General features: G+C 31.2%; 27 protein-coding genes and 1 other annotated feature. Of the genes, 24 read left to right on the forward strand and 3 right to left on the reverse strand.

The window, feature by feature from the left end:
- Nucleotides 1-5 precede the first annotated feature (5 nt).
- The 3 genes from EYR00_RS06970 (at nt 6) to EYR00_RS06980 (ending at nt 3325) form a co-directional block, all read left to right on the forward strand.
- Entirely contained in the window at nt 6-542 is a 537-nt protein-coding gene (locus EYR00_RS06970; RefSeq protein WP_003538145.1) for a nitroreductase family protein, read from the forward strand.
- Between the two features lie 100 nt (nt 543-642).
- Nucleotides 643-3081 (forward strand): heavy metal translocating P-type ATPase, encoded by a 2439-nt coding sequence (locus tag EYR00_RS06975; protein ID WP_003538146.1) that lies wholly within the window; start codon nt 643-645, stop codon nt 3079-3081.
- A complete protein-coding gene (locus tag EYR00_RS06980; RefSeq protein ID WP_003538147.1) occupies nt 3074-3325 on the forward strand; it encodes a metal-sensing transcriptional repressor in 252 nt (83 codons plus the stop codon). The genes EYR00_RS06975 and EYR00_RS06980 overlap by 8 nt, the downstream gene beginning before the upstream one ends.
- A 21-nt stretch (nt 3326-3346) precedes the next feature.
- On the opposite strand, the gene EYR00_RS06985 is transcribed toward EYR00_RS06980, so the two are convergent.
- Nucleotides 3347-4399 (reverse strand): DUF2812 domain-containing protein, encoded by a 1053-nt coding sequence (locus tag EYR00_RS06985; protein ID WP_003538148.1) that lies wholly within the window; start codon nt 4397-4399, stop codon nt 3347-3349.
- Nucleotides 4400-4476: 77 nt separating this feature from the next.
- Nucleotides 4477-6147, reverse strand: coding sequence for a Na/Pi cotransporter family protein (locus EYR00_RS06990; protein ID WP_003538149.1), 1671 nt, complete (start codon nt 6145-6147; stop codon nt 4477-4479).
- Between the two features lie 164 nt (nt 6148-6311).
- On the opposite strand from EYR00_RS06990, the gene EYR00_RS06995 reads away from it, so the two are divergent.
- The 7 genes from EYR00_RS06995 (at nt 6312) to EYR00_RS15575 (ending at nt 11626) form a co-directional block, all read left to right on the forward strand.
- On the forward strand, nt 6312-8045 hold the full coding sequence (locus EYR00_RS06995) for an ABC transporter ATP-binding protein (protein WP_003538150.1): 1734 nt from the start codon (nt 6312-6314) through the stop codon (nt 8043-8045).
- Between the two features lie 853 nt (nt 8046-8898).
- A complete protein-coding gene (locus EYR00_RS07000) occupies nt 8899-9699 on the forward strand; it encodes an N-formylglutamate amidohydrolase (RefSeq protein WP_009300620.1) in 801 nt (266 codons plus the stop codon).
- Nucleotides 9700-9704: 5 nt separating this feature from the next.
- Complete coding sequence (locus EYR00_RS07005) at nt 9705-10583, forward strand: hypothetical protein (protein ID WP_003538152.1); 879 nt, start codon at nt 9705-9707, stop codon at nt 10581-10583.
- Nucleotides 10584-10591: 8 nt separating this feature from the next.
- Complete coding sequence (locus EYR00_RS07010; RefSeq protein ID WP_003538153.1) at nt 10592-10882, forward strand: hypothetical protein; 291 nt, start codon at nt 10592-10594, stop codon at nt 10880-10882.
- Nucleotides 10883-11078: 196 nt separating this feature from the next.
- Nucleotides 11079-11219: a hypothetical protein gene (locus EYR00_RS15565; protein WP_003538154.1), complete on the forward strand. Its 141-nt coding sequence runs from the start codon at nt 11079-11081 to the stop codon at nt 11217-11219.
- A gap of 11 nt (nt 11220-11230) precedes the next feature.
- Complete coding sequence (locus tag EYR00_RS15570; protein ID WP_003538156.1) at nt 11231-11398, forward strand: hypothetical protein; 168 nt, start codon at nt 11231-11233, stop codon at nt 11396-11398.
- Nucleotides 11399-11464: 66 nt separating this feature from the next.
- The gene (locus tag EYR00_RS15575) at nt 11465-11626 is read left to right on the forward strand and encodes a hypothetical protein (RefSeq protein ID WP_232254059.1); all 162 of its coding nucleotides are present in this window, start codon (nt 11465-11467) and stop codon (nt 11624-11626) included.
- Between the two features lie 108 nt (nt 11627-11734).
- On the opposite strand, the gene eno is transcribed toward EYR00_RS15575, so the two are convergent.
- Nucleotides 11735-13003 carry a phosphopyruvate hydratase gene (gene eno, locus EYR00_RS07020; protein ID WP_003538158.1) on the reverse strand — a complete coding sequence of 423 codons (1269 nt, stop codon included), beginning with the start codon at nt 13001-13003 and terminating at the stop codon, nt 11735-11737.
- 222 nt (nt 13004-13225) lie between these two features.
- Between eno and murI the strand changes: the two genes are divergently transcribed.
- The 14 genes from murI (at nt 13226) to EYR00_RS07070 (ending at nt 26915) form a co-directional block, all read left to right on the forward strand.
- Nucleotides 13226-14020: a glutamate racemase gene (gene murI, locus EYR00_RS07025; protein ID WP_003538159.1), complete on the forward strand. Its 795-nt coding sequence runs from the start codon at nt 13226-13228 to the stop codon at nt 14018-14020.
- Between the two features lie 244 nt (nt 14021-14264).
- Complete coding sequence (locus tag EYR00_RS15580) at nt 14265-14465, forward strand: hypothetical protein (protein ID WP_003538160.1); 201 nt, start codon at nt 14265-14267, stop codon at nt 14463-14465.
- 40 nt (nt 14466-14505) lie between these two features.
- Nucleotides 14506-14844, forward strand: coding sequence for a hypothetical protein (locus tag EYR00_RS15840; protein ID WP_229107887.1), 339 nt, complete (start codon nt 14506-14508; stop codon nt 14842-14844).
- Between the two features lie 307 nt (nt 14845-15151).
- On the forward strand, nt 15152-15565 hold the full coding sequence (locus EYR00_RS15590; protein WP_003538163.1) for a hypothetical protein: 414 nt from the start codon (nt 15152-15154) through the stop codon (nt 15563-15565).
- Nucleotides 15566-15570: 5 nt separating this feature from the next.
- Nucleotides 15571-16839: a bifunctional diguanylate cyclase/phosphodiesterase gene (locus EYR00_RS15595; RefSeq protein ID WP_003538164.1), complete on the forward strand. Its 1269-nt coding sequence runs from the start codon at nt 15571-15573 to the stop codon at nt 16837-16839.
- A gap of 400 nt (nt 16840-17239) precedes the next feature.
- The gene (locus EYR00_RS07035) at nt 17240-20518 is read left to right on the forward strand and encodes a glycoside hydrolase family 3 protein (protein ID WP_040434366.1); all 3279 of its coding nucleotides are present in this window, start codon (nt 17240-17242) and stop codon (nt 20516-20518) included.
- Nucleotides 20519-20713: 195 nt separating this feature from the next.
- Nucleotides 20714-21115 carry a PHP domain-containing protein gene (locus tag EYR00_RS15845; RefSeq protein WP_003538166.1) on the forward strand — a complete coding sequence of 134 codons (402 nt, stop codon included), beginning with the start codon at nt 20714-20716 and terminating at the stop codon, nt 21113-21115.
- Between the two features lie 57 nt (nt 21116-21172).
- Nucleotides 21173-21505 carry a PHP domain-containing protein gene (locus EYR00_RS15850; RefSeq protein ID WP_003538167.1) on the forward strand — a complete coding sequence of 111 codons (333 nt, stop codon included), beginning with the start codon at nt 21173-21175 and terminating at the stop codon, nt 21503-21505.
- Between the two features lie 778 nt (nt 21506-22283).
- On the forward strand, nt 22284-23048 hold the full coding sequence (locus EYR00_RS07045; protein ID WP_003538170.1) for an HAD hydrolase family protein: 765 nt from the start codon (nt 22284-22286) through the stop codon (nt 23046-23048).
- Between the two features lie 34 nt (nt 23049-23082).
- Nucleotides 23083-23337 carry a hypothetical protein gene (locus tag EYR00_RS07050; protein ID WP_003538171.1) on the forward strand — a complete coding sequence of 85 codons (255 nt, stop codon included), beginning with the start codon at nt 23083-23085 and terminating at the stop codon, nt 23335-23337.
- Nucleotides 23338-23387: 50 nt separating this feature from the next.
- Nucleotides 23388-23598, forward strand: a binding site (T-box leader).
- Nucleotides 23599-23658: 60 nt separating this feature from the next.
- Nucleotides 23659-24402 (forward strand): transporter substrate-binding domain-containing protein, encoded by a 744-nt coding sequence (locus EYR00_RS07055; RefSeq protein ID WP_003538172.1) that lies wholly within the window; start codon nt 23659-23661, stop codon nt 24400-24402.
- Nucleotides 24403-24404: 2 nt separating this feature from the next.
- Nucleotides 24405-25085, forward strand: a complete 681-nt coding sequence (locus EYR00_RS07060; protein WP_003538173.1) for an amino acid ABC transporter permease — start codon at nt 24405-24407, stop codon at nt 25083-25085.
- Complete coding sequence (locus EYR00_RS07065) at nt 25078-25806, forward strand: amino acid ABC transporter ATP-binding protein (RefSeq protein WP_003538175.1); 729 nt, start codon at nt 25078-25080, stop codon at nt 25804-25806. Before EYR00_RS07060 ends, EYR00_RS07065 begins: the two co-directional genes overlap by 8 nt.
- On the forward strand, nt 25806-26915 hold the full coding sequence (locus EYR00_RS07070; protein ID WP_003538176.1) for an aminotransferase class I/II-fold pyridoxal phosphate-dependent enzyme: 1110 nt from the start codon (nt 25806-25808) through the stop codon (nt 26913-26915). Before EYR00_RS07065 ends, EYR00_RS07070 begins: the two co-directional genes overlap by 1 nt.
- The last annotated feature ends 3 nt before the right edge of the window (nt 26916-26918 follow it).

A 26918-nucleotide genomic window follows, 5' to 3' on the forward strand; every position in this document is an offset into this window, starting at 1 on the left:
AAATAATGTCATTAGACCAAATTATTAAGCAGCGCCGAAGTATTAGAAAATATAAAAAGAAGCCTGTTTCTAACGAGCAGATACAATTGCTTATTCAAGCAGCAGTCGAAGCACCATCTTGGAAAAATAGTCAAACAGCTCGATATCATGTTATTACATCACAACCTTTATTGAATGAGTTTAAAGAGAGATGTTTACCGGAGTTTAATCAAGAAAATTGTAAAGATGCACCGGTTTTAATAGTAACATCTTTCATTCCAAATCGCTCAGGATTTGAACGTGATGGAACGCCTAGTAACGAACTGGCAAATGGCTGGGGCTGTTATGATCTTGGACTTCACAATCAAAATATTCTTTTAAAAGCGACAGAATTAGGATTAGGATCATTGGTCATGGGGATTCGCGATATTGATAAAATCAAGGGATTGTTAGATATTTCTAAAGAAGAAATAATTGTTTCAGTTATTGCTATAGGTATTAGTGATATTGAGCCAGAACGGCCTAAACGTAAAACGGTTGAGGATATTACAAGATTTTATTAACTATTACTTTTGTAATAGTTTTTTTGTGCATTTCTTTTGCATAAAATTTTATTTTGGGCTATACTATATCCGTACCCCCTAGGAGGGGGGAGGAGGTCTTATGAAACGTAAATATAGTGTAAAAGGGATGACTTGTTCAGCTTGTGAAAATCATGTTCATAATAGTGTTTGTAAATTACCGGGAGTTGAACATGTTGAGGTGAATTTATTAACAAATTCAATGAATGTTGAATTTGATGAAACAAAAGTTGATGATAGCATGATTATTAAAGCCGTAAAAGATGGTGGATATCAGGCGAGTAGTTATGATGATGCATTAGTTGATAATGACGACTTAAGTAATTTGAAAAGGAAATTAATTTATTGTTTCATCGCACTTGGATTACTGATGTATGTATCAATGTCATCAATGCTCAGTTATCCAATCCCTAATATTATTAGGGATAATGTTTATTTTAATATCATATTACAAATAATCTTTTTGATTCCAATTTTGATTTTGAAAAAAGATTACTTTGTTAATGGTTTTAAGAATTTGATCCATTTTGATCCAACTATGGATTCGTTGATTGCACTTGGTGCGGGAGCTGCTATTGTCTATAGTATTTATTCAGTTGTTTTAGCTTTAAGCGGATCTTTAATGGAGATGCATTTAGTCCATAATGTTTATTTTGAATCTGCTGGTATGATTGTTACATTGATTAGTTTTGGGAAATATCTTGAGGCTAAATCAAAGAAGAAAACAACTGATGCGATTGGGAAGTTATTAGAATTGGCTCCTGATGTCGCTTGTCGTTTTAATGATGGCAAAGAAGAAATTGTTAAAATTTCCGAATTAAAAATTGATGACCTGGTTCTAGTAAGGGCAAATGAAACAGTGCCAGTCGATGGTAAGATAGTACAAGGATTTAGTTCTATTGATGAATCAATGATTACTGGTGAAAGTCTTCCGATTGAAAAAGAAGTAAGTAGTTTAGTGATTGGGGGAACAAATAATCTCCAAGGTACTTTTATATATACTGTAACAAGAACGGTTGAGGATAGTACATTAGCCAAAATTATTGAATTGGTTGAAGAAGCATCTAGTTCCAAAGCACCAATGACTAGAACTATTGATAAGGTTGTTAAATATTTTGTTCCTACAGTAATCGTAATAGCCCTAATCACTTTTGTAGGATGGTTGATAATGGGAGAAGATTTGAATTTTGCTATTACTAGCGCAATTGCGGTATTAGTTATTTCTTGTCCATGTGCTCTTGGTTTGGCAACTCCAGTAGCAATCATGGTGTCAACAGGAGTTGGAGCAACTAATGGGATCCTAATCAAAAGTGCAGAAGTATTAGAAAATGAAAATAATATTGACGTAGTTGTTTTTGATAAAACAGGGACTCTAACTAAAGGAATGGCTCAAGTTAGTGATATTTATAGTCACAAATTAGAATTAGCACAAGTAATTGCGATCATTGCATCGCTAGAAAAGGGTTCTAGTCATGTTTTAGCGAATGCTTTTATTCAAAAAGCTGCTGAGATGAATTTAGAATTAAAAGAGATTACTGATTTTGAATCATTAAGTGGTTTGGGAATTAGAGGAACAATTGATAATGTTGAATATGCAGTTGGTAATTTAAGGATGATGAAAGAGAGTGGAATTGATTTAAGTCGATATCAAGAAAAAATTGATTTATATTTAATTCAAGGTAAAACATTAGTATTTTTAGCTCATGATCAAGAGCTGATAGGGTTGGTGAGTATTTTTGATGATATCAAAGATACAAGTCGTCAAGCAATTCAGCGTTTAAAAGAAATGAAAATTAAAACAGTTATGCTAACTGGTGATCTAAAAGGTACTGCAAATGCTATTAATAAACAATTAGGTTTAGATGAGGTAATTGCTGAAGTCTTGCCACAAGATAAAGAAAATGTAATCCAACAATTGCAAGCACAGGGCAATAGTGTTTTAATGGTCGGTGATGGAATCAATGATGCTCCTGCGCTAGTTCGTAGTGATGTGGGTGTTGCTATCGGTAAAGGAAATGATATTGCGATAGATGCAGCCGATGTTATCTTGATGAAAGATGATATTCGTGATATAGTGGCATCGATTGAATTATCAAAAAGAACAATTATTAATATTAAAGAAAATTTATTTTGGGCATTTATTTATAATGTGATAGGGATTCCAATTGCAGCCGGTATTTTCTATTATAGTTTTGGATTAAGATTAGATGCCATGGTTGGTTCTTTATGCATGTCATTATCATCAGTTTGTGTTGTTACTAATGCGTTACGATTAAAACGCTTTAAACCATACTATCAAAAGGAGAATAAGAAGATGAAAAAGGAAATTGTAATTGAAGGAATGATGTGTCAACATTGTAAAAAACATGTTGAAGAAGCTTTAAATGGCTTAGCAGACACAACTGCTGCAGTTGATTTAGAAAATAATCTTGCTCGTGTTGAAACAGTTCAAGATGATAGTATTTTGAAAAATGCTATTGAAAAAGCTGGTTATAAAGCGGTAGGAATTAAAAATGTCTAATGAAAAAGTCTTATTACGTTTAAAGACAGCGCGAGGACAAATTGATGCAGTTATTAAGATGATTGAAGATGAGCGTTACTGTATTGATATTTCGAATCAGTTATTAGCTATTCAATCACTAATTAAAAATGCTAATAATGAGGTATTATCTAATCATCTCAACCATTGTGTTAAAAATGCGATTAATGAGCATGATGCAGATCAGAAAATAGACGAAGTAATCAAATTATTAACTAAATTATAAAAAATCAGTTATTGAACTGATTTAGTAGTTAAATGATGTAATTTTTTGATAAGTATTGTTTTCAAGAAGATCTACTGTTGTTTGAACGATGATTAATCGCTTATTCTTAACAAAAGCAATGCAATTATAAATTGAATCATTTGAAAGCAGATAACCATTGGTTATTTGCTTTTTATTTTTAAAGTTAACACTGTTTAAATAATCGTTCAAAGCATTTTTAGCTTTTTTTTCTGAATTATAGTAATAATAATTAACAATCAAAGCATCATTATCATTTTCTTCATTATAACTTATTGCCTCTTTGATCATTAAACTGCTGCTTTTATTAAAAGTATTATATTCATCATTGTTACTAGATAGACCAAGTGCTGATAATGTAATGATCCTATCATTAAGCGGGAGTGTCTCACGCCCGATAAAATCGATTGAAAATCCAGCAATAATTAAAACAATTGAAACAATTAATAACCAATTTGATATAATAAATGGATATTTGCTAATTTTATTATTTGCTTTTTTATTACTTAAAGTTAGTTTGATCTTTTCAGTAGTGAGATGATGATTGAAGAAACGGATTAGTAATGCTGGGCAAAATAATAAGGGAATATAATGTAAAATTATTGACCCGTTCGTGATAAATTCCATTGGGTTTTGATTAGCAAAAACACCTGGAATCAGTAAAAAAGAAAGCAGCATAGCGACAAAAATAAAAATAATATTGGAGATGGTCTTATTGCGTTTAAAATAAGTTAGCAGCAGCGCTTGATCTGTACCCTTAATATTGGCTGCTTGAGCGGCTTTAAAAACATATATCTTTCGTGATTTACCAATAAATTCATAACCGTGGTTTACATAATTTAATAACCACTGATCACGCTGTTCACGATTGTTTTTAGAAGATTTTTTTTGAGGTACAAAAATATCTGCTCTATAATAGAGACGTTGCTCATCTTTTTTAAAAACTGTAAACATATCAACGCTTTTGCAATTATAGCCTGACTTTGATAAATTATTTAGCATATCTTCAAATTGTTTATACTCACTAGTATCATAATTAGTTAATCTTAATTTCATAATCGACTCCTTATAAATATATTATTAGATTATCATTTTTTATCCAAACAATAAAGAAAAACCGTGTAAAACACGGTTTACTTTGAAAATGCTGATTCTGGTTCTTCGTTAAGATAGGCTGATTCATCTAATAAATACGATTCAGAAATATTTTGACAATGATCGCCCATTCGTTCGAGATTAGCAAGAATATCGACGTAAGTTGAATTAACTAGTGCTGAATTTTCAATTTTACGACCAACTCGTTTGATATGACGCTGTTTAGCTTTTTTGTTGAAGTAATCTAAATCTGCTTCTTTGTCGTCAACATAAACAATATCATCCAAATCATGAGTATCAAAGGCTTTAACTGCGTGATTTAACATATCAATGACCATATCCATCATCGCTTCTAGATCTTCACGAGCTTCTGGTGAAAAATCTTCTTTTTCATCATAGATTGCTTCATAATATTTAACAATGTTAATACATAAATCACCAATTCTTTCAAAATCTTTAATAGTTTTCATATTTGCTAAATAGTCATTAGAATCATGGTCATTTAGAGTTTCATGCGAAATCAAAACTAAGTACTCAGTAATTTTACTGTCTAGTGTATTAATAGCATTTTCCATTTCATAAACACCATCTTTAGCTAATGGGTTTTTAGTTTCAAAATAAGCTCTAATTCCTTCAACTGCTTCAATTGTAATATGACCCATCTCGATTATCTTGTTTTTAGCAATAGCTAAAGCATGACTCGGGAATAACTGAACAACATTTTGATCTAATTCGCTTAAATCCATATTTATTTCTTTTTTACTGCTCGGTAAGATTTTTTTGATAAGTTTTACGATTGCTGGTATTAAAGGAAAAAAGAATGCCGTAGTTACAACGTTAAAGATTCCATGAGCTACTGATAATTGTAGCTCAGGTAAAATATTTAATGCTCCAGCAAGCCATTCTATCAAGAGCGTGAATGGCGATAAGACGATCATAAATAATAGTGATCCAACCACATTGAATAATACATGGAAGAAAGCAGCACGTTTAGCTGGTACTGTTCCACCAAATGAAGCTAATACGGCAGTAATCGTTGTACCGATGTTACTTCCAAAAAGGAATGGTAAAGCGATAGATAAACCGATTGCTCCAGCACCGTACATCTGTTGAGCAATTGCAATTACCGCTGCTGAAGATTGAACTGCTGTTGTTAATAATGTTCCACCCAATAATCCTAACCATGGATTTTGTGATAGATAATTCGCTACTTGTGTAAATTCTGGGACTTTTGAAATATTTGCTAAATTATCTCCCATTAACTCTAAACCATAGAATAAACATCCAAATCCAAAGATGATTTGTCCCATATATTTTGTTTTTTTGTTTTTTGAAAACATTAAAAAAGCTGCCCCAAGGATAATAAAGTATACTGCATATTGAGATACTTTTAACCCTACAAATACGGACGTAATAACTGTTCCGATGTTGGCACCCATAATTATTCCAATTGATTGTTCGAGGGTCATCAAACCAGAACGAATTAAACCAATTGCTAATGCTGTTGTTCCTGAACTTGACTGAATCAAACAAGTTACAAATGCACCTATTACTATACCTTTGAATGGACTAGAAGTATACTTATCGATGATATCTTTCATTTTATCACCTGAGTATCCTTTTAAACCATCGCCCATGTACTCAATTCCAAATAAAAACAATCCTAAACCTGCAAGTATCATCGGCCAATCAATGTCCGCTAACGTCATAAAATCACACTCCTATACACAAACATAATATAGAAATGTTAAGTAATTGTAAATTATTTGTAAAATAAATTAACACAATCTTAACATTTGGATAAAATACTTAAAATTATTGGATAAATATGTTATTATATGGTGAAATAAAGAGTACAGAAGGAGGTTGAATAATGAGTGAGAGATCTAAAAAATTTTTATCGTATTACCGTCCATATTTAAAATTATTTTTAGCAGATATGTTTTGTGCAATGATTGCTGCAGGAATTACATTGGTTTTTCCAATGATTATTCGCTACATTACAGGAACAGTTTTAATAGCTGATAATTTTGAAATGGGCATCATATATAAATTAGGGATTTTTATGGTAGTTTTAGTTATTGTTGAGTATTTATGTAACTATTTTGTGGCATATCAAGGTCATGTGATGGGGGTTTATATGGAGCGTGATCTGCGTAATGAATTATTTCAACATTATCAAAAATTATCATTTAGTTTTTATGATGAACAAAAAACGGGGCAATTAATGTCACGTTTAACAAACGATTTGTTTTCATTAACTGAACTTTATCATCATGGTCCTGAAGACATTGTTATTTCATTTATTAAATTTTTTGGTGCATTTATTATTTTAGCAACAATTAATCTTAAATTAACATTAATTGTTTTTGCTTTTATTCCAGTGATGGGTGCATTTATTTATTATTACAATCGTAAAATGAAAAGAGCATTTAAGCGAAATAAACAAAGAGTAGGGGATATTAATGCACGAATTGAAGATAATTTATCGGGAATTCGTGTGGTAAAAAGTTTTGGGAATGAAAGTCATGAAATTATTAAGTTTCATGATGAAAATAGTCGTTATGTAAGCAGTAAGAAAAATAGTTATTTTTATATGGGAAAATTTCATTCAGGATTAGGTGCTTTTACTAGTATGGTGACTGTAGCAGCGGTTTTCTTTGGGGCTATTTTTATTTCTAATGATGGATTAAATACAGCTGATTTAATTGCATTCTTGCTTTATATTAATAATCTTATTGATCCAGTTAAAAAGTTTATTAATTTTACTGAGCAATTTCAAGATGGGATTACTGGGTTTGAAAGATTCATGGAAATATTGGAAATTGAACCTGATATTAAGGATAAAAAAGATGCTCATAATTTATTAGATGTTAAAGGAGCCATTGAGTATCGGCATGTCGGGTTTAGATACAATCAAAAAAGTGATTATGTGTTAAAAGACATTGATTTAAAAGTTGCTCCTGGTGAGTATATTGCTTTAGTTGGTTCTTCAGGGGCAGGAAAAACAACCATTTGCTCATTACTGCCACGTTTTTATGAAGTTAGTGAGGGTGATATTTTTATTGACGGACAAAATATTAAAGATATTAAATTAAATTCATTACGTCAAAATATCGGGATTGTCCAACAGGATGTTTATTTATTCGCTGGAACAATTTTAGATAATATTCGTTATGGTCGCTTTGACGCAACAGATGAAGAAGTCATTGAGGCTGCTAAAAAAGCAAATGCTCATGATTTTATAATGGAATTACCAGATGGCTATGATACTGATTGTGGTCAGCGTGGAGTGAAACTATCTGGTGGGCAAAAACAGCGATTAAGTATAGCTCGGGTTTTTTTAAAGAATCCTCCAATTTTAATTTTTGATGAGGCGACAAGTGCATTGGATAATGAAAGTGAACATATTGTTCAGCAATCATTAGAATCACTGGCCAAAAATCGAACAACGTTAGTTATTGCCCATCGTTTATCAACGATAAAAAATGCTAAACGCATTTGTGTATTATCTACAAAAGGAATTGAAGAAGAAGGAACACATGATGAATTATTGGCAAAAAATGGCCAATATGCAACCTTTTATAAAATGCAGTTTAATAAATAGAAGTAGAAGAACTGAAATGAACTCAGTTATTTGGGTCTCCAAATGAAGAATGGTTTATTTCAGAACTTCTATTTTTTTATAACAATTTAAAGAACAGTATAAATAGTTAAAACAAGATTGTGATAATCTTTTTTATATCATTATTGTTGTGTTAAAAAGCTGAGAAGAGTAAACTGTATCTATACGATTAAAGGAGAAATAGGATGGAATTATATAAAATAATTGCCCTTAATAATTGGAAAAGATCAATGTATTGTCAGTTTTTTTTGAGATAGTAGTGAACAATGTTTTTGTCTGAACTTAGAAGTAGATACTGCGAATTTAAAAAAGAATTTGAGAGCAAAATTATTCATTCACAATGGTTTTGACCTATGCAGTAAGTAAATATGCAAGTGAGATAGAGGCATGCAGGTACTGATTTTTTGACGGTCAAATCGTTCTATATGATCAAATCGACACAGCCCTTACATATTTAGAGCTAGAGATGGGATTATTTGAAGTAGTCATAGTTGCAATACAGCCAAAGATAGAAGACTATATCCAGTTGGCTACAAAAATGGCAAAAGAACAAACTGAATATTTACTGATTCACTAGGAAATAATGTATTTTAATTTTCATTACAGTCTAGGATACCATATTAACATATATTACACACTAACTTTGGTAAGAAGGATAATGAGACTCTCTTATTCGACTAGAGAAAATATTTCTAATATGATGGTGAAATACTTTTACCATTTTTAATTCAAACACACCATCTACTTGTTGATGATCTACATATGGGTAAATGATAAAATATAGTTATCACTTTTTTTAAACTAAATTAAGATGGGAAAATATGAGAGGAATAGTATGATACAGATATTAAAAGATAAACAGTCGATGTATACAATTAATACATCGTTGCATGAGCTGCCTGTAGTAATCAGCTTACCGCATAGTGGAACATATATAACTTCTGAAATGGCTGAAAATTTAATGGACGATGTTATTTTTCCTAATACTGATTGGTATTTACCAAAACTGTATGGCTTTTTAAAAGAATTAGGGTTCACAATTATTATTAATAATATGAACCGGCATTTGATTGATGTGAATCGTGATATTAACGATAAAAAAGGTAGTTCTTATAAGACAAATCTAATTTATACAAAAACCACTCAAGGAGCTTTAATGTATAATCACGAATTATCAGTACAAGAAATTGAAAGACGGATTGCTGATTATTATTTACCTTATCATGAGGCGATTAGACAAGCATTGCTAGAGAAGCAAAAATATTTTAAAAAAGTTTATTTAATTGATTTGCATAGCTTTGGATTGAATTATGGCGCGGATATTATTCTTGGTAATGATAATGGTCGTGCTTGTACTTCTAAAACTACAAATTTCTTTAAAAAAATGATGAAGAAGCAAAATTTTAAAGTGACTGAAAATAATCCTTTTGCAGGAGGCTATATTACTAAATATTATGGAGCCAGTGTTGAAAATTGTGAGGCAATTCAAATTGAATTGTGGTATCAAACATATATAGATAAACGTTCTTTTGGCAATGAGGAGCTGCCGGTAATCAATAACGAGTTATTTGGTGAGACAAGCCGGAGGATGGAAAACGTGTTTATTGAATTAAAAAAATGGCTAAAGGATGAATAATTTTAATGAAAGAACAAGCTATAGATAGTGCATTGATTTTAAGAAAAAGCTTTGAGCATGGTGAAGCTTTTTCTGAAATAGAAATATCTGAATTATTAAAAGAATCTAAATTAGTTGAAAAATTGACAAGAGATTATGAAGACAGTTCCTTCTTTAATATTTTTAGACTTATTTGTTTATCAGAAATACCATTTATTGAACAATTGCCATATACTCAAAAAATCATTGATTTTATATCTAATAATTTAGCTGCTGATGAAGGTTTTTCATATAATGGACAAGGTGATTGCATTGTTCCTTGTTACAATGCAATGCTTTTAGAAGCATATACTCGATTGCAAATGGCAAAGAGTAATGAAGCACAGAATGCTCTAGATTGGATAAAAAGATATCAAGTATTTGAGAGAAATCAAAGAACATCTTGGCGATATGGAGAAATTTGCAAACATGGCGGATGTATGAAAGCTACACCATGTTATATTGGGATTGGTAAAACTGTACGAGCATTGATTACTTATGCTAAATATATTAAAAATGCTGATTCTCATGTCGAACAACTGATTGAACAGGGAATTGTATATATGTTAAAGCACAATATGTATCAGCGCTTATCAAATCAGCAATGCATTAGTAAATATATTGATAAAATCATGTTTCCTCAAGCATATATGTTATCATTGACAGATTTAGTATATATTGTAAATGAACGAAATTTATGGTGGGATCAACGTACGATTCCGTTGAAGAACCTCCTTGAAGAGAAGCAAGTAGGTTCAGGCCAATGGAAAATAGAATATATTTATAGTCATAAGGGATACAAAGCTTTTGAAACTAAAAGAAATTCCTCGAAATGGATAAATTATTTATATAACTTAAATAAGTAGGAAGAAAAATGTGTCAAGAATGTTATGTGGATGAAAGACGCTGTACGTCATTATTAAATTCGCTAGTTTGTTTAGAAAAACATACTCAGTATATTTGTGGAACGTGTGGAAGAAATATCTGTATAGAATGTGATTTAAACGAGGGTTATAAAGGTGGACTTTTCCATTTAAAAGCCTTGAAATTGCTAAGATGTATTTATGTACAGCTGATTATAGTTAAAAAAACATGTGTGATATATCGAATTGAAAATAATAATGGAGAACTTCTTATAAGATTTTTAGTAGTACTGGTTATTTGAAAGAGTATCTAAAGAAAAATAGTGATAAAGTATGAAAGAAATGGCACTAATATTTAAAATGGATAAATATATTAAGTATTCGGGAACTGAAGTGCGTAAATTAACTTTTGCGGAAATAGAAAAATATCTTGATGAAAGGCAATAGAATGTTTTGAAAGTGTAAATTACAAACAGTTTATGTGAAGAGCATGCTTAAATGGAGAAATTAGTGAGAAAAATAATTTTATATGTTGCAATACGCCTTGATGGTTATATTGTTCGTGGAGATGTGGCGTTACATGGGCAAGGTGTTAATTCAGATAATCAAAATAGCAATCAAGAATTTTTAAAGATATAGATACAGTAATTATGGGATGGAATACTTATCATCAAATTGTAACAGAATTGTCACCTAAGATGTGGGTCTATGACAATTTGATTACTCATGTTTTTACACACAAATATTATGAAAATGGAGCTAAAATTAAATTTACTAATGATGATGCTTACGATTTTTTAAATCTTTTAAAATCATAAGTAGGAAAAAATATCTGGATTTATGGAGGCACAAATCTGATTTCACAATTAATTGAAAAAGATTTTATAGATCGTTATCATATGACGATTATTCCTACAATTTTAAGAAAGGAAATTCGTCTTTTTGAAACTACTCATGATTATGAAATAAAACTAAAGTTGATTAAATCACTAAGTTATAATAGAATAAGTGATTGTTTTATGAACGAAGATAACATTTTATTATAAAAGAATTTATATTTTTGTTAAAAATGGTAGTGATGTTATTGATAATATCGCTACCATTTTTAAATTAAAACTAATTAAGTTATTTAATTGAATTATTTAAGAGATAAATTATTTATTATTGATCTTTCCTTGATAACATGAATTACCGACAAGATCATCTTCAATTTTTAATAGACGATTATATTTACAAATACGTTCACTACGAGACATCGAACCAGTCTTGATTTGTCCAATATTTAAACCGACTGCCAAATCACTAATAAAAGTGTCTTCACTTTCACCAGAACGGTGTGAAATAATTGGAGCAATCTGGTTTTTTACAGCCATTTCAATACAATCAATAGTCTCACTTAAAGTACCGATTTGATTTAATTTAATTAAGATACTATTGCTATAGTTTCCTGCGATTCCGGCTTTTAACCGATTGGTATTAGTAACAAATAAATCATCACCAACTAATTGAATTTTAGCTCCTAGTCTACTAGTAAGTTTTTTCCAACCAGTATAATCTTCTTGATCTAAACCGTCTTCAATAGAGATAATAGGGTATTTGCTTACAAGTTGTTCGTAATATTTAATTAATTCATCACTTGTATATTGTTTACCATTAATTGTGTAAATACCATTCTGGTATAGTTCACTGGCAGCTACATCGAGGGCAATTGAAATATCTTTGCCAGGTTCATAATTACATTCTTTAATAGCTTTAATGATTAATTCTAGGGCATCATCATTGGATTCGAGATTAGGCGCAAATCCACCTTCATCACCCACAGAAGTTGCTAGATTACTTCTTTTCAAAATATCTTTTAAAGTATGGAAAACATTTGTTGCCATTTCCATTGCTTGATAGAAAGAATTGGCACTGATTGGCATAATCATGAATTCTTGAAAATCTAGTGAGTTAGTAGCATGGCTTCCGCCATTTACAATATTGATCATCGGGGTTGGTAAGACATGAGCATTGCAACCGCCTAAATAACGGTATAATGGAATTTCAAGATAGTTTGCAGCGCAATTTGCAACCGCCAAAGATACTGCCAGCATGGCATTAGCACCTAATTTTTCTTTATTTTCTGTATTGTCAAAGCGAATCATTGCTAAATCAATTTCTCGTTGTTCTAATACACTTTTTTCTTTAATTAGTTTGGCAATAGTCTCATTCACATTGTTTATTGCTTTAAATACACTTTTTCCACGATACCGTGCATCATCGTTATCGCGTAATTCTAAGGCTTCATATTTTCCTGTTGAGGCACCACTTGGAACAATCGCACTTCCAGAAAATCCACTTTCCGTAGTTACTTCAACTTGAATTGTTGGAAAACCTCTTGAATCTAATACTTGTCTTGCATATACATTTGAAATATATGGCATAATTTTATCACTCCTTCATTTTTTATTATGAACGGCTTTAATTTGCTTTAATCAAATATATTATCTTGTTTTTAATAATTATTATACGGTAATAAAGGAGTTTTTTATTAATGATTCATGTAATTGTTAATTCAAAGGTACTTTACAAGATTGGATACAAGTGCTAATATGCAATTAATTTTAGAGATGTTAATCAAGTGCTAGATAAAGGGGAGAACACGAATGAAAATAAATGAAGAAAGAAATTTACCAATTGGATTCATTGATTCTGGTTTAGGGGGATTAAGTGTTTTAAAAGAGGCGATAAAGATAATGCCTCATGAAGATTTTATATACTATGGTGATTCTTTAAATGCTCCTTATGGAACCAAATCAGTAGATGAGATTAGAGATTTAACCTTTGCTATCGTTGATAAATTATTAAAATTAGGGATCAAAGGATTAGCAGTAGCGTGTAATACTGCAACAAGTGCAGCTGTTCGACAGCTTAGAATAATGTATCCTGATTTAACAATAGTTGGAATTGAACCAGCAATTAAACCAGCAGTTGAATCAAACCATGGTGGTGAAATCTTAGTAATGGCAACACCTATGACAATAAAACAAGAAAAGTTTAACCGGCTGCTAGATATCTATAAAGACCGTGCCAAAATAATACCAGTATCATGTAAGGGGTTAATGGAATTTGTAGAACATGGAAATTTGAATGGGAGCTTTTTAGAAGCATATTTTAATGAAACACTTGTCCCTTATTTAAATGATACTACTGAAACAATTGTTTTAGGATGTACGCATTACCCCTTTTTAAGACCGTATTTAAAAGAATTTTTAGGAGAGCGAAGAATACAGATTATTGATGGCAGTCATGGAACTTCATGTGAATTAAAGCGGCAGTTAGCAGGAAAAAAATTATTGCAGAAAGAAAATCATGAAGGGAAAGTAGTAATAAAAAATTCGATGGATGAACCAGAGATGATTGATTTGAGCTGGAAATTATTGAATTTGCCAATCGATTAAGTTACATACAAATTTTAAAAATGGCCGAATTGGCCTTTTTTAGTGTGATACAAAAAATGTTAAATTATGGTTAAATTTTCGTATAAGAGTGCAATAGAGTATACTTATAAATAAAGGTTAGTTTTAAAATATTTAGCGAGTAAAAGAACATGATTAAATTTTGAATGTTCTTTTTATACTGTTGGAAAATATAATATAACTGCTTATAAAGTGTAAAAAGATAATTCTTTGGGAGGATTCCTTTATGCGTAGAAAATTATTTTTAATTGTTCTAACTACGTCACTATTGTTATCTAGTATTATTTCGATTTATGTAATTCATAATCTTCAAGGAAATGCCAGAGTTATCAATTATACTGGTGTTGTTCGTGGTGCAACGCAACGATTGATCAAACAAGAATTAAGTAATAAGCCAAATGACAAATTAGTGAAAAAAAATAGATGATATTATTGATGAACTACAAACTGGACATGGTGAACTTGGTTTGATTCGTTTAGCTTCTGATGATTTCCAAGAAAATATGACTCAAATGAAATTTGATTGGGAGGGGTTAAAAAAAGAAATTTATTTGGTTCGAGAAGGCAGAGATAATGGGAATTTATATTTTTATAGTGAAGCCTTTTTTGAGTTGGCAGATAATACGGTACATTCTACGGAATTGTATTCTGAAAAGAGCGTGTATTCAGCAGAAGGAACATTAATAATTTTGAATCTAGCGTTAGCAATACTAGTGTTTTTTATTTATAAGTATAATACTAAACAAGAAAAAATACGAAAAAAATTAGAGAAAGAGGAAGAAAATAATAAACAACGTAAAGTATAACTTGCAAGACTGGCTGAAAACATGCGCGCTCCCTTAAATGATATTTCTGAACTTTTATATATTGTTGACTTAGAAACTTATGATTTATTATTTATTAATGAAACCGGAATGAAAATATTTGAGGTTGATTCAATCTATGGAAAAAATGTTATAAAGTCTTACAAGGAAGAGATGCGCCTTGTAATTTTGTACTAACTGCTATTTGAAAGAAGAGGAAAATTATACTTGAGAATTTACTAATCCGCTAACTAAACGGCATTACCTGTTAAAAGATCGTTTAATTGAGTGGGATGGTAAGGTTGCAAGAATGGAAATTGCTTTTGATACTACAGAATCTGAGATAGAAAAACAGCAGTTAAAATTTACACTTGAGGCTGAAAAAACGATTACAGAATGTATTGGTATATTATATCGTGAAAATGGCGTTAGTACTGCAATTATTGAAGTGTTGAGAAAGCTTGGGAATTTTTTATCAGCAGAAAGAACATACATAATCTATATTAAAGATGAACTAATGTATAATGACTATGAATGGTGTGCGGAAAATATTATATCACAAAAAAACACCCTACAAGGAATTCCTCTTGCAATGATTGATCGGTGGATTCCTTATTTTAAAAATGATAAATGTGTAATCATTGAAAATTTAGAAGAAATAAAAGAAATTTCATTGGAAGAATATGAAATACTAGACAGTCAGTCAATAACTAGCTTAGTGTAGCTCCGTTGGAACAAAATGGCGAACTGGCAGGTTATTTAGGAGTTGATAATCCACCTCCAGATAAAATTATTAATATTGCTTCATTGCTTCAAACATTATGTTATTTCGTTTCATTAGCATTACAACATGCAGAGAGTCAAAAAAAATTATCATATTTGAGTTATCATGATAATTCAACGACCTTTTATAATCGTAATCGTTATATTAAAGATACTCAAAAACTTTTTAATATGGATACTTCATTGGGAATTATTTATTTAGATGTAAATGGTTTAAAAGATGTAAATGATCAATTTGGACACGAAGTTGGTGACGCATTATTGGTTGAATGTGCTAGACGTATGAAAATGGTATTTAAAAAAGCTGATTTTTATCGTATTGGTGGGGATGAATTTATTATTATTTGTCAAAGCATAAAAAAAGAGTCATTTGAAAAACGAGTTAAAGAATTAAGTGAAAGTTTTTCTAAAAAACCAGTTTGTCAAGTAGCGATAGGAACACAATGGACTAATGCAGTAGGTAATATTAATGAGATGATTGCTGAGGCAGATGCAAGGATGTATGAAAATAAAAAAGAATTTTATCATAAGCATATGATTTCCAGACGGTATCGTCACCATAGCGATGAGATGCTGCATCTCACTAATATTGATTATCTAGAATCTGAGATTGAAAACGGTCATTTTGTTGTCTATCTACAACCTAAAATTTTATGTGAAGATCGCTCATGTGTTGGGGCAGAAGCATTGATACGTTACTGTGATAATGCTGGGACATTAATTCCGCTTTCAATAAATTTTTCTATAGAATCACTTCGTGGTAAATCTTTTGTTGAACGTATTTTAGAAACTTGTAAAAAATATCAAATACCTACTAAATATATAGAAATAGAAATAACAGAACGAGTACATGACGAAAAGAATTTTGAAATTAAAACGGTAATATCAAAACTTCGTAGTGCTGGATTTATTGTAGCTATTGATGATTTTGGAACGGAGTATGCCAATTTAGCATTATTATCGGATGCTGAGTTTGATATTCTAAAATTGGATAAGAGCTTAATTAGTAATGTTGCATTAAATCCAAGAACTAAGATAATCATGGAATATATTTCAAAAATTTGTCATCGATTAGGGCTGGATATGATAGCGGAAGGAATTGAATCTGAAGAGCAGTTTTTTACGCTGTGTTCATATGGGGTTGAAACAGTTCAAGGTTATTTATTCAGCAAGCCGTTGGCAATAAATGTTTTTGAAGAAAAGTATCTAAGTTAATTTTAAGAAGCTAATTAAAGTTTATTTAAGGTGTTGTATGTGAAGTGTATAAATAATAACATTTATTTGACTTTATTTTTTAGTTGTCATTGACATTGTCTATATAATTATCTAGAATATAAGTATATAGACGTGGTATTACCTTTAAATCAATTATAGCCTAAGTATTAGTATGAGCAATTTTTTTGCTTGCTTTACTTAGGTTTTATTCTTTTAAAAGTAATGAATGTTTACTGATTCAATCAAGTATGACAAAATAGATGGACAAGGAGTGTGAAAAATTAAGGGAAAACAAATATTGTTAGTACTTGGTAATAATCCGCAAGTATCAAATACTTGTTGCAATTTATTTAGGCCTTTGATTTATTTTAGACTAGAGAAGGGTAAAGGAGCAAAAAAAATGAAAAGGTTAGGGAAAAGGAGAATCATTTCGCTAATTATGGCTTTATCAATGGCTGTTACAACTGTATTTAGTGCAAACATTTCTAATGTTAGAGCGCTAACCAATGCAGAAAAAGCAAGGGAACTTGTCAGTAAAATGACATTAGAAGAGAAAATCGGGCAAAAGTTAATGTTATCTTTCCGTAGTGGATGGACAATGAGAGATGGAACTAAAATTTCATCGGTTCAAACTATTAACGATGAAATTCATGAGATTATTGGTGAATATGATATAGGGAGTGTTATCTTATTTGCTGCTAACTTTAATTCCGATGCAAAAGTAAATGTAGAATTGACAGATGGTTTACAAAAAGCAGCAATGGACAAAGATTTAGGTAAAAACAGTATTCCTCTATTAATTGCTACTGATCAAGAGGGAGGAATCGTATATCGTTTAACTGGTGGGACGGCCTTACCAGGAAATATGGCTTTAGGTGCTAGCGGTAATACTGAAAATGCTGTTAAAGCAGGTAATATTATTGGTAGTGAATTAAATGCGGTTGGTGTAAATGTTAATTTTGCGCCAGATGCTGACGTAAATAATAACCCTAATAACCCCGTTATTGGATTACGTTCATTCAGTAGTAATCCGCAATTAGCAGCTAAATTTGTTTCTGCTTATATTGAAGGAGTTCAAAGCAATAATGTGGCAACTGCCGCTAAACATTTTCCAGGGCATGGAAATGTAGCTACAGATTCGCATACAGGTTTACCTTCGGTTCCTGCGACTAAAGAAGAATTATATAAAACAGAGTTAGTACCTTTTCAGGCGGCAATTGATGCTGGAACAGATATGGTTATGACTGCTCATATCCAATTTCCGAATATTGTAACAGAAGAAATTTACTCAGATAAAAAAGATGAGCTGATGAGTCCGCCAGCTACATTATCTAGGGAAATTTTAACTGATTTATTAAGAGATGAAATGAAGTTTGACGGTGTCATTGTAACTGATTCTATGACAATGCAAGGTGTGGCTAATTACTTTGATACAAACGAAAGAAACTTATTAGCTGTTAAAGCTGGAGTTGATATTCTAGATATTCCATTTACGGATATTTCTTCTATGAAAGATATGGAATCTAAATTAATTCCACTGATTAATGCATTTGTCGATGCTTATACTAAAGAAGATGGTTATAATGGAATTAAATTATCATTAGAAGAATTGGATAAATCTGTGGAAAGAATTTTAGTTTGTAAATACAACAGAGATGTCATGGATTTAGCAAATGATACAACTACATTAGATGATAAAAAAGCAATCGCTTCGAAAGTGGTTGGTTCTGTTGAAAATCGTGAAACAGAGAGATTAATTTCTGCAAATGCAGTTACTGTTGTTAAAAATGAAAATAATGTATTACCACTTAAATTGACTAAAGATTCAAAAGTAGTATTTGCATCAACTTATTCAAGGAATAATAATCGTTTTATTTTGGCTTGGCAAAGAGCTAAACAGGCGGGAATTATTCCAGAGGGGGCAGATTATAAGATTTTGCAGCACTATAATTGGACAGGATTAAACGATAAGGTAAACAGTGCTATAAATTCTGACGGAACTAATTTTGTTGGGACAAATAAAGATGTGCTAGATTGGGGTACTGTTCTTGTCCATGCCTCAGAAATCAGTAGTGCTAGTGGAATAGATGGATATTTGGTAGCTTGCCCACAATTATTTACTAAGTATTGTAAAGAAAATGGAAAGCAGACGGTTGTTATTTCATTAAATCATCCTTATGATGTTCAAGCCTTCCCAGATGCTGATGGTATTTTAGCAGTGTATGGAACTACTAGTCTTGGGCTGGATATTACGGAATCATTCGGTGGTGGTACAGTTGGAGCAACAGCAGCATTTAGTCCTAACTTGACAGCAGGTACTGAAGTAGCTTTAGGTACATTTGGAGCTTCTGGGAAACTACCGGTAGATATCCCAAAATATGTTCCAAAATCTGGAGTATATTCAACTGACGAAAATGTCTATGAATTAGGATATGGTATAGAATATGATGCAATTGCTAAAGATCCAGATAAAAAAGGACTAGCAGATGCGATTGCACAAGCTAAAGCTATAGATAAAAGTGTATATACTACTGAGTCTTGGGAGGCAGCTGCAGAAGCTTTAAATACTTTAAAAGTCGTATTGCAAACGGCTGAAAATGTTAATTTGACTCATAAATTGGCACAGTCTGTTGTTGATGAAAATGAAACAGATTTACGTGATAAATATAATACGGTTTTATCATTATTAGTATATAAATCTGACAAAAAAGCTTTATCAGATTTGATTGCCGAAGCGAAGAAATTAGATAAAGATCATTATACTATTGAAACTTGGCAAAATTTTGAAAAAGCATTAGAAAATGCTGAATCTATATATGATGGAAATGTACCACAAGATGAAGTTGATTTAGCTAAAGAAGCATTAGAAAAAGCAAAAAATGAGTTACTTGAGAAAAATAAAAAAGAATTATCAGTTGCTCTTGAAATGGCTAAACAAGTAACACCAGAACAGTTAGATAAGGTTGTACCAGCTGTGGTGACTGAATTTAAGGCTGCATTGGAAAATGCTCAAATAATTTTTGATAAAAAGGATGCAAATGAACTTGAAATAAATAAAGCTTTTGAACGCTTATCTAATGTAATGCAAATGTTGGAATTCTATAAGGGCGATAAAACACAATTAAGTGCATTAGTAGAAAAAATTGAAAAATTAAACAAAAATGATTATTTAAGCGCAACATGGAAAAATTTAGAATCCGTCTTAACAACGGCAAAAGATGTTTTGAACAATCCTGATGCTTTAGAAATAGAAGTAAGTGAAACGCATGATCAATTAGTAAGAACCTTTTTACAATTAAGATTAAAGCCAAATAAAGATTTGTTAAGTGAGTTGATCAATAAAGCTGAAAATACAGATCAAACAAAATATACAGCAGTATCATTATTATCGCTTAAGAGCGCATTAGTAGAAGCAAAAGCAGTTCTTGATAATAACGAAGCAACCCAAGATGAAGTAACTGCTGTAGAAATATTATTGAAAACAGCATTAGACAATTTGGTAGTGAAAGAAATTACTCTAGATGATCCAAATGCTCAAACACCACCAGATGCTAAACCAGGTAATGGTGCTATAACTGCGACAAAAACAGGTGATGATTCTATGATGTTAACATTTGCCTTAGCGGGATTATTGGCTTTAGCTGGCAGTGTGATTGTATTGAAGAAAAAAGAAGAATAATTTATACTTAAGCTAAAAAGTCACTGTATATAGTGGCTTTTTTGTTTTGGTTTGTTTTGAGAAACAGGATGATTTATTTAATAAGAAATATGTTATAATATTCCTAATATTATTTTATAGTACATTGGTTTAAACAATATTTATTTAAAATACTAAATAAACTTCACATTTATTAGTTAGAAAGGGGAATTTTTAATGAAGCAGCAAAAATGGAATATTCATACGCATACAACAAGATGTGGGCATGCAACTGGACTAGATATTCAATACATTCAAAGTGCAATTGAGGCTGGATTTACAATGTTAGGATTTAGCGAACATCTGCCTTATCCTGAAATACGGATTTCTGGGGCACGAATGTTTTATGAGCAAAAAGATGAATATATTGCAACGATAAGAAAATTAAAACAAGATTATCAAGATAAGATTGATATTAAAGTTGGCTATGAGGTTGAGTATTTAAAAGATCATTTTAATGATTTGATGAATTTGAAAAAAGAATGTGATTATATGATTTTGGGACAACATTTTAAATATTTAATTTATGACTATGACAGTTATTGTTCTGATGAGGATGTATATGTTTATGCACAGTAAATAGAGGAGGCATTATCTAAAAATTTTATTACATATGTAGCTCATCCTGACTATTTTATGATGGGGAGAAGGAGTTTTTCAAATGCTTGTGTTGATGCGGCGCATCGAATAGCAAAAGCTAGCATCCGTTATGATACACCGTTAGAAATTAATCTAAATGGTTTTGGATATGGAAAAAAACAATATTATATAAACAATGAATTAAAGGCATGTTATCCATATCCGTTTCGTGAATTTTGGGAGATAATTGCTATGTATGGTTGTAAAGTAACTTTTGGATATGATGCTCATTCACCACTTACGTTATTAGAGCGTGAGCGGGAATGTTGGGCTCTAGATATTTTAAGTGATCTACCACTTAATTTTATTGACCATATCGAATTAAAATGAGCTTTATAGATAAAATATTATGCTTAAAAATTATTATTAACTATATTTTTTGATTCAAATAAGATTAGTAATTTAAGAAAAAGGAGATTAGAAATGTTGTACTCAAAGAAGATAAATATGGCAGATATTAGAGCAAGAATATGAGTATGTTTCTAATGTTCTAGAAGACAAAAATGATTTTGAAAATAAAATTTTGCCAGGTTATATTAATTCTTCCAACGGGATTGGACTTCTTGAGGGATGGGTTCCGGAAACAGAAGTGTTTTTATGGAAGATGATCAAATTATTGACTGATTTAGGATTGGACATTACTTGACTGAAAAGTTGGCTCATGGTACCGGACATATCGGATATGTAATAAAAAAGAATATAGAGGAAACGGGCATACTGTGAAGGATTAAAGGTAACTCTTCAAATAGCTAAAAATATTATTAAAGAGGATAAAATATATCTGTCAGTCCATAAAAATAATCTAGCTTCATTAAAAATCCAATAAAAAAATGGTGCATATATTCATCATGAAGACGATAAGAAATTTTATACACGAATAAAAAATCAGTTTAAAGCTACTCTATAATTAATTAAATACTAGTAAAGCCGGCTAAAAACAATGTACAATAAATAATGGGTTATTTTTAAATACTAATAAATAACTTGAATTAAAAAAATAACTATATTTTAATTTGGAAAGGAAGGTATGCATGCCTGTTAATTGCTAGTTTAGCAAAGCTAGGCAATTGAGATTATTAGTTGCGTACTAAAGGGAGTGGAATTATATATGAGAAAATATTTCTTTTTTGACATTGACGGAACATTAACTAATAGTAATCCTGGGGGAATTATTTTACCCTCAACTTTTGAAACATTAGATAAGTTAAGAAAAAATGGTCATTTTGTTGCAATTGCGACAGGAAGAGCGCACTGGATGGCAATGGATTTTAGTCATGAATCAAAAATTGATAATCTAGTTTGTGATGGGGGAAATGGTTTAGTCATAAATGGAGAATTACTAGGAATTGAACCATTAGATAAAAATATTTGTTTAGAAATAATTGATGAGTGCATAGAAAAGAAATTTCCTTTCGGTGTATCTTTAGGGGATGTTCCTGAACTATATACATGTAATGAGTGGCTAAGTAATTTTAAAATGCATACAAAAATTATTGTAGACCCACAGATTGATTTTCATCGGGTTGATAATATTTATAAGATTTTTATTATGGCTACACACAAGCAGGAAGCTGAGTTGACTGCAATCCATAAACTTGGTTATATGCGATATCATGGTGATCAATTAATTGTTGAGCCGTTGGAAAAATATCGTGGAATTTTGAAAATGATTGAAATACAAGGAGGAAAACCTGAAGATATAGTTGTTTTTGGTGATGGACATAATGATATTTCAATGATGCGACAAGCACCTATTTCAATTGCAATGGGAAATGCAATTGATGAGGTAAAAGAAGTAGCTACATATATAACTAAATCTAATCAAGAAGATGGGATTGAATATGCTTGTAAACATTTTGGATGGATAGATTAGCTAAATGTGGTATACTACTAGTAGGTGATGAAAAATGGAACTAATAAAATGGATTTTAATGATAGCAGGTATTTTGGCTTTTTTAATTATTGGCTGTATGATATTGCTACGTAGTGATGAAAAAAAGCGGAGTCGAACTAAACAGTACCAAGAAAATATTGATATGCTCAACGAAACTAATGAAATGTTAGATACTACATTAATGGAATTAGAATCTTATAATGAACCGCTAAAGAAGATATGTGAACATATTGATAACTTTAATCATAAATTTCTTGGTCAAAAATAACCGAAAACAGTTGACATAAGATTATTTTTTCATATAATACAGGTATATATAAAAACTCGTTGATAAAGAGAGTAATTTAATTAAGTTTCTTAGCGAACTGGCGTTGGTGAAAGGTCAGTAAACAAGATTAAATGAACCGCACTTTGAAGAGGACTGTTTGAACTAATAGTAGGGCAGTCAGTATGTCTACTTTACAGACAAGAGGGGATATAAGACTTTTTATATCAACAAGAGTGGTACCGCGGAAATTTCGTCTCTTAGCTTTTAATTAGCTAAGAGACTTTTATTTTACGCAAGGATAGGAAAGGAAAGGTAAGAAAAATGAAGAAATTATTAAAAGTATTATTAGTATGTACGATGGCATTTACACTTGCTGCCTGCGGCGGAAACAGCGGTAGTGATGGTACGAAAGAAATTTTGATTGGGATTTCTCCAGATTATCCACCATATGAGTCTTTAGAGGGCAAAGATATGGTTGGATTTGATATTGATATGACTAAAGAGTTGTTTAAAATTATGAATGATAACGGTGGTAATTATGAATATAAATTTAAACAAATGTCATTTGATACAATTTCTACAAGTCTGATTTCTGATCAAATTGATTTAGGAATTTCTGGATTTACAATGCATAAAGACTGGGATGTATTATGGTCAGACAAATACAATGATTCTAGACAAGTTGCTTTAGTTGCTAATGATAGTACAATTACTACTAAAGCTGATTTAGAGGGTAAAAATATTGGAGCTCAATTGGCTGCTACTGGTGAAAGTGTAGCTAATGATATTAAAGATGCTAAAGTTAAAGCAGTAAAAGATGTTAAAGTTTTAATTGAAACTTTAAATTCTGGTGGGATTGATGCAATCATCTTAGATGAAGCAGTTGCTAAAAACTATGTAGAACAAGGCGGATATAAGATGTTAGATGAAACTTTATTAGAAGAAGAAAATTTAATCATCGCTAATAAAGGAAGTGAAGATTTAATTAAAGACATCAACAAAGCACTTGCTGAATTCATTAAATCAGATAAATATCAAGAATTAAAAACTAAGTGGGGAGCATAAACGTGGATGCATTAGTTGCTTTTTGCACAGCAGACAATTTGATTTTTTTACTACAAGGGGCTGGTAAATCTTTATTACTAGCCGCTTGTGCTTTGTTTTTTGGCCTTATTCTTGGGGTTTTAGGTGCTGCTGCAAAAATTTCAAAACATAAAATACTAAGACTTATTGGAAATGTTTACGTTGAATTGATACGTGGAACGCCCATGTTGTTACAAATACTTTTTCTCTATATTGCTTTTCCGTTATTAATGCGTTCGATTACTGGGGAAAGATTTATTCCTGATCCATATGTTTGTGGTGCTATTGCGATGAGTATTAATAGTGGTGCATATTCGACAGAATTGATCCGTAGTGGAATTATGGGAGTTGATAAAGGTCAATGGGAAGCTTGTGAAGTATTAGGACTAAATTATACACAAACAATGAAATTAATCATTTTGCCTCAGGCGTTTAAAAGAATCATTCCTCCAATCGTCAGTGAGTTCATTACTTTAATTAAAGATTCATCACTAATTTCGGTTCTAGGAGCAACTGAATTATTATATTCAGCACAAATTTTGGGGGCGAATACATTTAATTTGATTCCGCCATTATTGGCCTCTGCTGTATTATATTTAATTATGACCTTAACAACATCTTATTTTGCGAGAAAGATAGAAAGGCGGTTATCTGTAAGTGATTAAAGTTGAGCATATTACTAAAAAATTTAACGATTTAAAAGCAGTGAATGATGTCTCTTTAGAAATAAGAAAAGGAGAAATCGTTTGTTTGATTGGACCTAGTGGAAGTGGGAAAAGTACAGTGTTACGTTGTATTAATGGATTAGAAATTCCTGAAGAAGGAACTGTTTTCATAAATGAGCAGCCATTGAATGCTAAAAACCCTCAAGCATTTAAAGAACTTCGTAGCAAAATGGGATTTGTTTTTCAGCATTTTAATCTTTTTCCACATAAAACAGTTTTAGAAAATCTAACATTAGCTCCAATTCAGGTTTTGGGAATGGAACAAGAGGCAGCGAATCAAAAAGCATTAGAGCTGTTAAAACGAGTTGGATTGAGTGATAAAAAAGATGTTTATCCAAATAAATTATCGGGTGGGCAAAAACAGCGTGTTGCTATTGCTAGAGCACTATGTTTAGGACCGGAAGTGATGTTGTTTGATGAGCCGACTAGTGCGTTAGATCCTGAAATGGTTATCGAAGTATTGGAAGTAATGCAGGAATTAGCAAAAGAAGGAATGACAATGGTGGTAGTAACTCATGAAATGGGGTTTGCAAGAACAGTTGGAGATCGTGTGATTTTCTTAGAAAATGGAAAAATTATTGAAGAAGCAAAGTCGGAGGATTTCTTTACACATCCAAAATCAGAGCGTGCAAAAGATTTCTTAAGTAAGGTGATGCATTAATGAAAATTGATTTATTTGATGTTGAAGCTTGGATGACTGAATATGAAACCAACTATCGATATAATTTGGCGGAAACTTGTGTAGCTTCAATGAGTATTAATGATTTATTAGAATTGGTTGAAAATAAAAAAGGAGTCATTGATAATTTATTAAATACTAAATTGGACTATGGACCTATTGTTGGTAGTCAAAGATTGCGGGAAGGGATTGCAAGATTATACCAAAATGGTGATGCCGATAACATTACGATTAGTCATGGCTGTATCAATGCTAATGAGATGGTTTTAATTTCTTTGCTCGAAGCTGGTGATCATTTAATTACGATTACACCGACATACCAACAATTTTATTCTTTTCCAGAATCATTAGGTGTTGAAACTACGCTTATTCCGTTGTTGGAGGAAAATGATTGGTTACCTCGGTTAAGTGATTTCGAAAATGCAATTAAGGATAATACAAAAATGATTTGTCTCGTTAATCCTAATAATCCAACAAGTACAAAATTTTCTAGAGAGTTTCTAGAAAATTTGACTGATTTAGCAAAAGAATACCACTTATATATTCTTTGTGATGAGGTGTATCAAGGATTAGGTGATGGTGAAGTCGCAATCAGTGATTTATATGATAAAGGGATATCTACAGCCTCTTTATCTAAAGTTACATCATTTGCTGGTTTACGGTTAGGCTGGGTAAAAGCTAATTATGAAGTAATTAAACTGATAAATGATCGTCGTGATTATCATATTATTTCAACAGGTTATCTTAACGATTATCTTGGAACTTTAGTTATTGAAAATTATCACAAGATACTTGAACGAAGTAGAAAAATTATTAATACTAATCGACAGATTCTCATTGATTGGTTAGCTCAAGAGCCATTGGTTGATTGCGTTGTTCCTGAAGCTGGAACAATAGCCTTTTTAAAATATCATCTTTCGATAAAGTCTAGGGAACTTTGTGCTAAATTACAACAGGATACAGGAGTGTTTTTTGTTCCAGGGGCATGTTTTGATCAAGAATATCATTTACGTTTTGGCTTTGCTAATAACAGTGACGAAATAAAAACAGGATTACAATTATTTTCAAAATGGCTTAAAGAAAATGCTTAATTT

Origin of the sequence: Thomasclavelia ramosa DSM 1402, from assembly GCF_014131695.1 — a bacterium.
In the GTDB taxonomy this organism is placed as follows: Bacteria; Bacillota_I; Bacilli_A; order Erysipelotrichales; family Coprobacillaceae; genus Thomasclavelia; species Thomasclavelia ramosa.

Excerpts from the sequence above, each read along its gene's own strand:
- EYR00_RS06970 (WP_003538145.1), top strand. The coding sequence starts at position 6 with ATGTCATTAGACCAAATTATTAAGCAGCGCCGAAGTATTAGAAAATAT.
- EYR00_RS06975 (WP_003538146.1), top strand. The coding sequence starts at position 643 with ATGAAACGTAAATATAGTGTAAAAGGGATGACTTGTTCAGCTTGTGAA.
- EYR00_RS06980 (WP_003538147.1), top strand. The coding sequence starts at position 3,074 with ATGTCTAATGAAAAAGTCTTATTACGTTTAAAGACAGCGCGAGGACAA.
- EYR00_RS06985 (WP_003538148.1), bottom strand. The coding sequence starts at position 4,399 with ATGAAATTAAGATTAACTAATTATGATACTAGTGAGTATAAACAATTT.
- EYR00_RS06990 (WP_003538149.1), bottom strand. The coding sequence starts at position 6,147 with ATGACGTTAGCGGACATTGATTGGCCGATGATACTTGCAGGTTTAGGA.
- EYR00_RS06995 (WP_003538150.1), top strand. The coding sequence starts at position 6,312 with ATGAGTGAGAGATCTAAAAAATTTTTATCGTATTACCGTCCATATTTA.
- EYR00_RS07000 (WP_009300620.1), top strand. The coding sequence starts at position 8,899 with ATGATACAGATATTAAAAGATAAACAGTCGATGTATACAATTAATACA.
- EYR00_RS07005 (WP_003538152.1), top strand. The coding sequence starts at position 9,705 with ATGAAAGAACAAGCTATAGATAGTGCATTGATTTTAAGAAAAAGCTTT.
- EYR00_RS07010 (WP_003538153.1), top strand. The coding sequence starts at position 10,592 with ATGTGTCAAGAATGTTATGTGGATGAAAGACGCTGTACGTCATTATTA.
- EYR00_RS15565 (WP_003538154.1), top strand. The coding sequence starts at position 11,079 with ATGGAGAAATTAGTGAGAAAAATAATTTTATATGTTGCAATACGCCTT.
- EYR00_RS15570 (WP_003538156.1), top strand. The coding sequence starts at position 11,231 with ATGGGATGGAATACTTATCATCAAATTGTAACAGAATTGTCACCTAAG.
- eno (WP_003538158.1), bottom strand. The coding sequence starts at position 13,003 with ATGCCATATATTTCAAATGTATATGCAAGACAAGTATTAGATTCAAGA.
- murI (WP_003538159.1), top strand. The coding sequence starts at position 13,226 with ATGAAAATAAATGAAGAAAGAAATTTACCAATTGGATTCATTGATTCT.
- EYR00_RS15580 (WP_003538160.1), top strand. The coding sequence starts at position 14,265 with ATGCGTAGAAAATTATTTTTAATTGTTCTAACTACGTCACTATTGTTA.
- EYR00_RS15590 (WP_003538163.1), top strand. The coding sequence starts at position 15,152 with ATGGAAATTGCTTTTGATACTACAGAATCTGAGATAGAAAAACAGCAG.
- EYR00_RS07035 (WP_040434366.1), top strand. The coding sequence starts at position 17,240 with ATGAAAAGGTTAGGGAAAAGGAGAATCATTTCGCTAATTATGGCTTTA.
- EYR00_RS15845 (WP_003538166.1), top strand. The coding sequence starts at position 20,714 with ATGAAGCAGCAAAAATGGAATATTCATACGCATACAACAAGATGTGGG.
- EYR00_RS15850 (WP_003538167.1), top strand. The coding sequence starts at position 21,173 with ATGATGGGGAGAAGGAGTTTTTCAAATGCTTGTGTTGATGCGGCGCAT.
- EYR00_RS07045 (WP_003538170.1), top strand. The coding sequence starts at position 22,284 with ATGAGAAAATATTTCTTTTTTGACATTGACGGAACATTAACTAATAGT.
- EYR00_RS07050 (WP_003538171.1), top strand. The coding sequence starts at position 23,083 with ATGGAACTAATAAAATGGATTTTAATGATAGCAGGTATTTTGGCTTTT.
- EYR00_RS07055 (WP_003538172.1), top strand. The coding sequence starts at position 23,659 with ATGAAGAAATTATTAAAAGTATTATTAGTATGTACGATGGCATTTACA.
- EYR00_RS07070 (WP_003538176.1), top strand. The coding sequence starts at position 25,806 with ATGAAAATTGATTTATTTGATGTTGAAGCTTGGATGACTGAATATGAA.